The sequence below is a fragment of the Pseudescherichia sp. genome (genome assembly GCF_031987975.1).
Taxonomy (GTDB): Bacteria; Pseudomonadota; Gammaproteobacteria; order Enterobacterales; family Enterobacteriaceae; genus Pseudescherichia.
This window is the reverse complement of the sequence record NZ_DALZYX010000008.1, coordinates 294,206-300,919: the sequence shown is the minus strand read 5'-3', so window position 1 is coordinate 300,919 and position 6,714 is coordinate 294,206. Positions and strand designations below refer to the sequence as shown.

At 58.7% G+C, this 6,714-nt stretch carries 4 protein-coding genes and 1 pseudogene; 2 read left to right on the top strand and 3 right to left on the bottom strand.

What is annotated here, in order from left to right; translation table 11 throughout:
* Positions 1–365: pseudogene (locus RTN40_RS16340) on the bottom strand (hypothetical protein); the annotation flags it as partial.
* A gap of 238 nt (positions 366–603) precedes the next feature.
* Positions 604–2,616 (bottom strand): bifunctional tRNA (5-methylaminomethyl-2-thiouridine)(34)-methyltransferase MnmD/FAD-dependent 5-carboxymethylaminomethyl-2-thiouridine(34) oxidoreductase MnmC, encoded by a 2,013-nt coding sequence (gene mnmC, locus RTN40_RS16335; protein WP_312229377.1) that lies wholly within the window; start codon positions 2,614–2,616, stop codon positions 604–606.
* Positions 2,617–2,774: 158 nt separating this feature from the next.
* Between mnmC and fabB the strand changes: the two genes are divergently transcribed.
* Together fabB and RTN40_RS16325 are read left to right on the top strand one after the other, a co-directional pair.
* A complete protein-coding gene (gene fabB / locus RTN40_RS16330) occupies positions 2,775–3,992 on the top strand; it encodes a beta-ketoacyl-ACP synthase I (protein ID WP_312229376.1) in 1,218 nt (405 codons plus the stop codon).
* Between the two features lie 141 nt (positions 3,993–4,133).
* Positions 4,134–5,564: a 6-phospho-beta-glucosidase gene (locus RTN40_RS16325; RefSeq protein WP_312229375.1), complete on the top strand. Its 1,431-nt coding sequence runs from the start codon at positions 4,134–4,136 to the stop codon at positions 5,562–5,564.
* Positions 5,565–5,618: 54 nt separating this feature from the next.
* Here the strand turns inward: RTN40_RS16325 and RTN40_RS16320 are convergent, their stop codons facing one another.
* Positions 5,619–6,683 (bottom strand): SDR family oxidoreductase, encoded by a 1,065-nt coding sequence (locus tag RTN40_RS16320; protein ID WP_312229374.1) that lies wholly within the window; start codon positions 6,681–6,683, stop codon positions 5,619–5,621.
* Positions 6,684–6,714 lie beyond the last annotated feature (31 nt).

Below are 6,714 nucleotides of genomic sequence, written 5' to 3'. Positions count from 1 at the left end.
TAAAACTCAAGCCAGGTCTGTGCATTGTCCGGGTCCGGTTTGCACACGGACTTCACCAGCACAAAGGTCGTCGAATACTGCACGGCATGGCTGAGATAGCGGGCTTTCTGGTAATCCCTCCCCAGACGCCAGGCCACCACCTCACCGTCTGCCATACACGGCAGCGGCACCGCCGTCGCGATTGTTTCCGGAGTCAGCAATGAACCCGGAGCAGACACCTCCGACACATGGATACCGCCGTGCCACATCTTGTTGGTGCCCGCCAGCCACGAGCCGTGCGGCTCCCGGCCGATAAGCCGCATCATTTCGTCCAGCGTGGCGTAGTTGTCCCCGTTCTGCTTACGGGCCGGGTAACAGGTGTTCATGATGCCTCTCCTTAGCGTGAGACTGTCCCGTCAGTGTCGGGTGACATCATAAACCCTTACTCACGAGGTGGTTATAAAGGCATCACTTTAACCCTGCTGAAGGAACACACAACGGCAATTATGTAATGAAAAATTACTTAAATTACAGTTAATTATGTTTGTGTTGTTATCATTCACTCCGTGAATGATATGTTTAATCATGCAATAACTCCGGGCAGGCTCGCCCGGCGAACTATCGTTACACTTGAGCACGCTTCACCGCCTTACCCTTCAGCAGTTTTCTCACCCACAGACGATTAGGATTCAGTGCCGCCAGGGTTTCTCCTTCCAGCGGTATCGGCTCATCGCTCATTTGCGCCGCCAGGATCTCCGCTGCCAGCGGGGCGCTGCACAGCCCGCGTGAACCCAGTGCGCCGAGCATGTACAGCCCTACATGTATCGGAGCAGAGCGCGCGCGCTCCTGATGATCGGCCAGGTCTGCATAGTGCTCCAGCGTAGCGTCGTAATCGGCGACGTTGCCGACCATAGGTAGATGATCCCGTGTTGCACAGCGCACGCCGCAGCGCGCTGATTTACCGCTAACGTCCACCGCTTTGGCCCACTCGGCTTCCGGGAAGCAGTCGATTAGCCGCTGGCGGTTGTGCTGCTGATCGTCTTCGCTGTAGCTCGTCTCCTGCTGGCCGCGATGGTAGCTCGCGCCAATGCAATGTTCACCGTTAGAGGGATCCTGCGGCGTCAGGTAGCCGTCGTAGCACAGCACCTGGCGCAGCGCCGACAGTCCGGGACGGGCAGGGATATGGCTCACCTGGCCGCCGACGGCGTAGACCGGCAGGTTCTCGGTCTGGTCAAACTGATTAACCCGATGGCCGTTCGCCAGCACTACCGTCTGATGGCAGGCGCTACCGCCATGGGTAAACGCCAGCTGCCAGCCCGCGTCGGTGGAGGAGAGGGCGCTAACTTCGGATTGATAATGCACCCGCAGACCCTGAGTAACCGCCAGCTCAAGCGCGGCGGCGGTAAGCTGGGCCGGACAGAGCCAGCCGCCAGCCGGGTACTGAATGCCGCCGCAGCCGGTATCCACTCCGGTTGTGGCCTTCACCGCCTCGGCATCCACCGCGACGGCAACCTCAGAGGGGAGCGCCAGACTAAGCATCTGGGCAATCTTCTGCTGGCTCTTCTCGTCCCAGCCAAGCTGAGTGACGCCGCACCATTCATGGCTGAACTCAACGGGCAGGGCGTCGTAAAGCCTGCGGGCGAAGGTAAAGGCGGCGGGGAAGAAGTGAGCCAGAGCCGGATCGTGGGCGCTCAGCAGCGGGTAGAGCGCGCCCTGGCGATTGCCGGAGGCACCCTCTGCCGGTGCGTCGTCGGCACAGTAGAGCGTCACCTGCCAGCCCCGGCGCAGCAGGGCCAGAGAGAGCAGGGCGCTGGCGATACCGCCGCCGACAATCGCTGCCTCCTCAAACGCCGCCGGGGTGCGGGCAAACCACGGCGTGCGCGGCGGGACGCTGAGCGTCTGCTGCATTTCGCCAGTCAGCATCTCACGCTTGCGGCCAAAACCTTTTCTTTTTTGCATGGTGAAGCCCGCCTCCTGCAATCCCCTGCGGACAAAACCCGCAGAGGTAAAGGTCGCAAGAGTGCCGCCGGGGCGTGCCAGACGGGCCATGGCGTTGAACAGCGATGGCGTCCACATATCCGGATTTTTTGCCGGCGCGAAGCCGTCGAGAAACCAGGCATCAACCTTCTGGTTGAGGGAATCATCCAGCGCTTCGGTTAAAGTATTGATATCGCCAAACCAGAGATCGAGCGTGACGCGCCCGCCTGCCAGCAGCAGACGGTGACAGCCCGGTATAGCGTGAGGCCACTGCGCCTGAAGCTGTTCAGCCCACGGAGCCAGCTCGGGCCAGTGCCGGTGCGCCTGAGCGAGATCCGCCGCTCTCAGCGGAAATTTTTCGAAACTGATGAAGTGTAATCTTTGCAGCGTAGCCTGCGGGTGTGCGAGCAAATAAGCATCAAACGCCTGCCACAGCGTGAGGAAGTTCAGCCCGGTACCGAAACCGCTCTCGGCGACGATAAACAGCGGGCGCGAATGCAGCGGAAAACGCGTGCTCAGGTGGTTGCCACCGAGGAAAACGTAGCGCGTTTCCTCCAGTCCATTATCATTAGAGAAGTAGACGTCGTCGAAATCTCGGGAAACAGGTGTACCCTCAGCGTTAAATTCGAGGTTGGCAGATTGTATAGCGGTTTGTTTCACGTAAGTTACTCGCGTGGCAGGCAGTGGCACGATCTTAACGATGTCGGACCGCTGGCGCAAATTTCTCCAGAAATTGGCTGATCGGACTTGTTCGGCGTACAACTGTACGCTATCTTGCGAATCGAATCTTAAAATAGTGCGAATGACAGAGGTATTGAATGAAACGTGCAGTGATTACTGGCCTGGGCATCGTTTCCAGCATCGGTAATAACCAGCAGGAAGTCCTCGCATCTCTGCGTGAAGGGCGCTCAGGGATCACTTTCTCTCAGGAATTTCACGATTCCGGTATGCGCAGCCACGTATGGGGTAATGTAAAACTGGACACCACGGGCATGATTGACCGCAAAGTGGTCCGTTTCATGAACGATGCCGCCATCTACGCCTTCCTCTCCATGCAGGAGGCCATCGCGGATGCTGGTCTCAGCGAAGAGGTTTACCAGAATAACCCACGCGTGGGCCTGATTGCCGGCTCCGGCGGCTCCTCCAGAGCGCAGGTCTTTGGTGCAGACGCAATGCGTAGCCCGCGCGGTCTGAAAGCGGTTGGCCCGTATGTGGTCACCAAAGCGATGGGCTCGGCGGTCTCCGCCTGCCTCGCAACGCCGTTCAAAATCCACGGCGTAAACTACTCCATCAGCTCCGCCTGTGCGACCTCTGCGCACTGTATCGGTAACGCGGTTGAGCAGATCCAGCTGGGCAAACAGGACATCGTCTTTGCCGGCGGCGGCGAAGAGCTGGGCTGGGAAATGGCCTGCGAGTTCGACGCTATGGGCGCGCTCTCTACCAAATACAACGACGATCCGGCGAAAGCCTCCCGTACCTACGATGCAAGCCGTGACGGTTTCGTTATCGCAGGCGGCGGCGGTATGGTCGTGGTTGAAGAGCTGGAACACGCTCTGGCACGCGGCGCGCATATCTATGCGGAGATCGTGGGCTACGGCGCCACCTCTGACGGTGCTGACATGGTTGCTCCGTCTGGTGAAGGCGCGGTGCGCTGCATGCAGATGGCGATGCACGGCCTTGACACCCCGATCGACTACCTGAACTCCCACGGCACCTCTACTCCGGTAGGCGACGTGAAAGAGCTGGGTGCGATCCGTGAAGTCTTCGGCGACAACAGCCCGGCTATCTCTGCCACCAAAGCAATGACCGGCCACTCGCTGGGCGCGGCGGGCGTGCAGGAAGCAATTTACTCCCTGCTGATGCTGGAGCACGGCTTTATCGCCCCGAGCATCAACATCGAAGAGATGGACGAGAAAGCTGAAGGCCTGAACATCGTCACCGAGACGACCGAGCGCCAGCTGAATACCGTGATGTCCAACAGCTTCGGCTTTGGCGGCACTAACGCCACGCTGGTGATGCGCAAGCTGAACAAATAATTGCCCTCCGGCAACATAAAAAGGAGCCTCGTGGCTCCTTTTTTTATGGCTAACGCCGTGGGTAATTATGTGACGTGCGTCCGGCAATCTGCCGCATCGGTTGCTATCCTCGAGTAGATTCCAACCAAGAGGAGGGTACAGATGCCTGGATTTAAAGCAGATTTTTTCTGGGGCGGGGCGGTAGCCGCGCATCAGCTAGAGGGCGGCTGGCAGGAGGGCGGCAAAGGGGTCAGCGTTGCAGACGTGATGACCGCCGGGCGGCACGGCGTGCCGCGAGAGATTACCGAAGGCGTGATCGAGGGGAAATACTACCCCAACCATGAAGGCATCGATTTTTACCATCGCTACCCGCAGGACATTAAGCTGTTTGCGGAGATGGGCTTTAAATGCTTCCGCACCTCCATTGCCTGGACACGTATTTTCCCCCGTGGCGACGAGCTGGAGCCGAACGAGGCCGGACTGCAGTTCTATGACGATCTCTTCGACGAGTGCCTGAAGTATAATATTGAGCCGGTGATCACCCTCTCGCACTTCGAGATGCCCTATCACCTGGTCACTGAATACGGCGGCTGGCGCAACCGCCAGACGATCGCGTTTTTCGTTCGTTTTGCCAAAGCCGTTTTCACTCGTTACCAGAAGAAAGTGAAGTACTGGATGACCTTTAACGAGATCAACAACCAGGCTAACTTCAATGAAGATTTTGCGCCGTTCACCAACTCGGGTCTGCACTATAAGCCGGGTGAGGATCGCGAGAAGATCATGTATCAGGCCGCGCACTATGAGCTGGTGGCCAGCGCGCTGGCGGTGGAGGCGGGGCACGCCATTAACCCAGAGTTCCAGATTGGCTGCATGATTGCCATGTGCCCGGTCTATCCGCTTACCTGCGATCCCAACGACATGATGATGTCGGTCAACGCCATGCACCGCCGCTACTGGTTTGCCGACGTGCACGTCCGGGGCTACTACCCGAAACACACCCTGAACTACTTTGCGCGGAAAGCGTTCAACCTCGATATGACCGAAGAGGATCTGCGCATCCTGCAGCGCGGCTGCGTCGACTACATTGGCTTTAGCTACTACATGTCGTTCGCCACCAAAGCCACGGAGGATAACCCCCGCCTCGACTATGACGAGACTAAAAGCCTGGTCACTAACCCATGGGTAAAAGCCTCAGACTGGGGCTGGCAGATCGATCCGGTGGGGTTACGCTACTCGCTGAACTACTTCTACGATCTCTATCAGCTGCCGCTGTTTATTGTCGAGAACGGCTTTGGTGCCATCGACAAGCTGGAGGCGGACGGCACGGTGGATGACAGCTACCGCATTGCTTACCTCAGCGATCATATTCGCGAAATGAAGAAGGCAGTGGAAGAGGACGGCGTTGAGCTAATGGGCTATACGCCGTGGGGCTGCATCGACCTGGTCTCGGCGGGCACCGGCGAGATGAAGAAACGCTACGGCTTTATCTACGTCGATAAAGATAACGAGGGCCATGGCACGTTGGCGCGCAGCAAGAAAAAATCGTTCGACTGGTACAAAGAGGTGATTGCAAGCAACGGTGAGAACCTGTAGCCAGGAAAAGCCAGTCAGCGGCGGCGCTGGCTGGCACTGCATTGAGAAATGATATCAGGGAATAATCCGCTCGCTCTTCAGCCGTTCGAACAGCCCGGTAAAGGAGTCCAGCGTGCTGCGATAGCCAATAAAACCGGCCTTGCGGCTTTTACTCATATCGGTAAAGGCCTCCATCGGACGTCCCAGATCGGCATCGGTATGCCACCAGGAAACCAGCTTGTTGATGTCCGCCTCACGCAGCTGATAGTGCGCGGCAATGGTTCGCCATGCGGCCTCGGCCTCCAGCATCCGGCCCTCCAGCGGCATCATCTTTTCAGGGTAGGGCGCGGCCTCAATACCAAAATACGCAGCGAGGCGCGGCCACAGCCAGTTCCAGCGGAACACCTCCCCGTTAACGGCATTGAAGTCCTGGTTAGCCGCCGCCGGGCTGGTGGCCGCCCACTCCAGCTGCTCGGCCAGCAGGCCAGCATCGGTCACGTCCGACACGCCGTTCCACTGCTCGGGAGAGCCTGGGAAGATAAACGGCCAGCCTTTTTCCCGGCACAGAGTGGCGTAAACCGCCAGCGTCTGGCCCATGTTCATGGCATTGCCCAGGGCGTAGCCGACGATGGTATGTGGGCGATGCACGCTCCAGCGGTAGCCGTACTTCTCCGCTCCGGCGAAAAGCTCGTCCTCCTGGGCGTAGTAGAAGTTCTCCACCGGCTGGCGACCCTGCTCTTCGCGGAAGGGGGTTACCGGCACCGCGCCTTTGCCATAGGCCTCAAAGGGACCAAGGTAGTGCTTAAGCCCGGTTACCAGCGCCACGTGCGCCCCATGCAGACGGTTACCCAGCGCTTCGATGACGTTTTTCACCATCGCGCCGTTGACGCGGATGTTCTCTTTCTCGCTCTCCTGACGCGCCCAGACGCTAAAGAAAAGCGCATCGGGTTTGACCGATTTCAGCGCCTCGTTAACCGCCGCCGCATCGGTCAAATCTGCCGTCAGGCTGGTGCAGCCCGCCAGCACGTCGCCGCGTCCGCGAGACAGGCCAGTCACCTCCCAGCCTTCCTCCAGTAGTCTCTCTGCCAGAGCGCGACCAATCACGCCGCTGATACCGACTATCAATGCTTTTTTGCGCATCTCTATCTCCACTTACATAGGCCAGATAAAA

Bases quoted from the DNA above. Each gene is read 5' to 3' on its own strand.
- RTN40_RS16320 (WP_312229374.1), bottom strand. From the start codon at position 6,683: ATGCGCAAAAAAGCATTGATAGTCGGTATCAGCGGCGTGATTGGTCGC.
- fabB (WP_312229376.1), top strand. From the start codon at position 2,775: ATGAAACGTGCAGTGATTACTGGCCTGGGCATCGTTTCCAGCATCGGT.
- RTN40_RS16325 (WP_312229375.1), top strand. From the start codon at position 4,134: ATGCCTGGATTTAAAGCAGATTTTTTCTGGGGCGGGGCGGTAGCCGCG.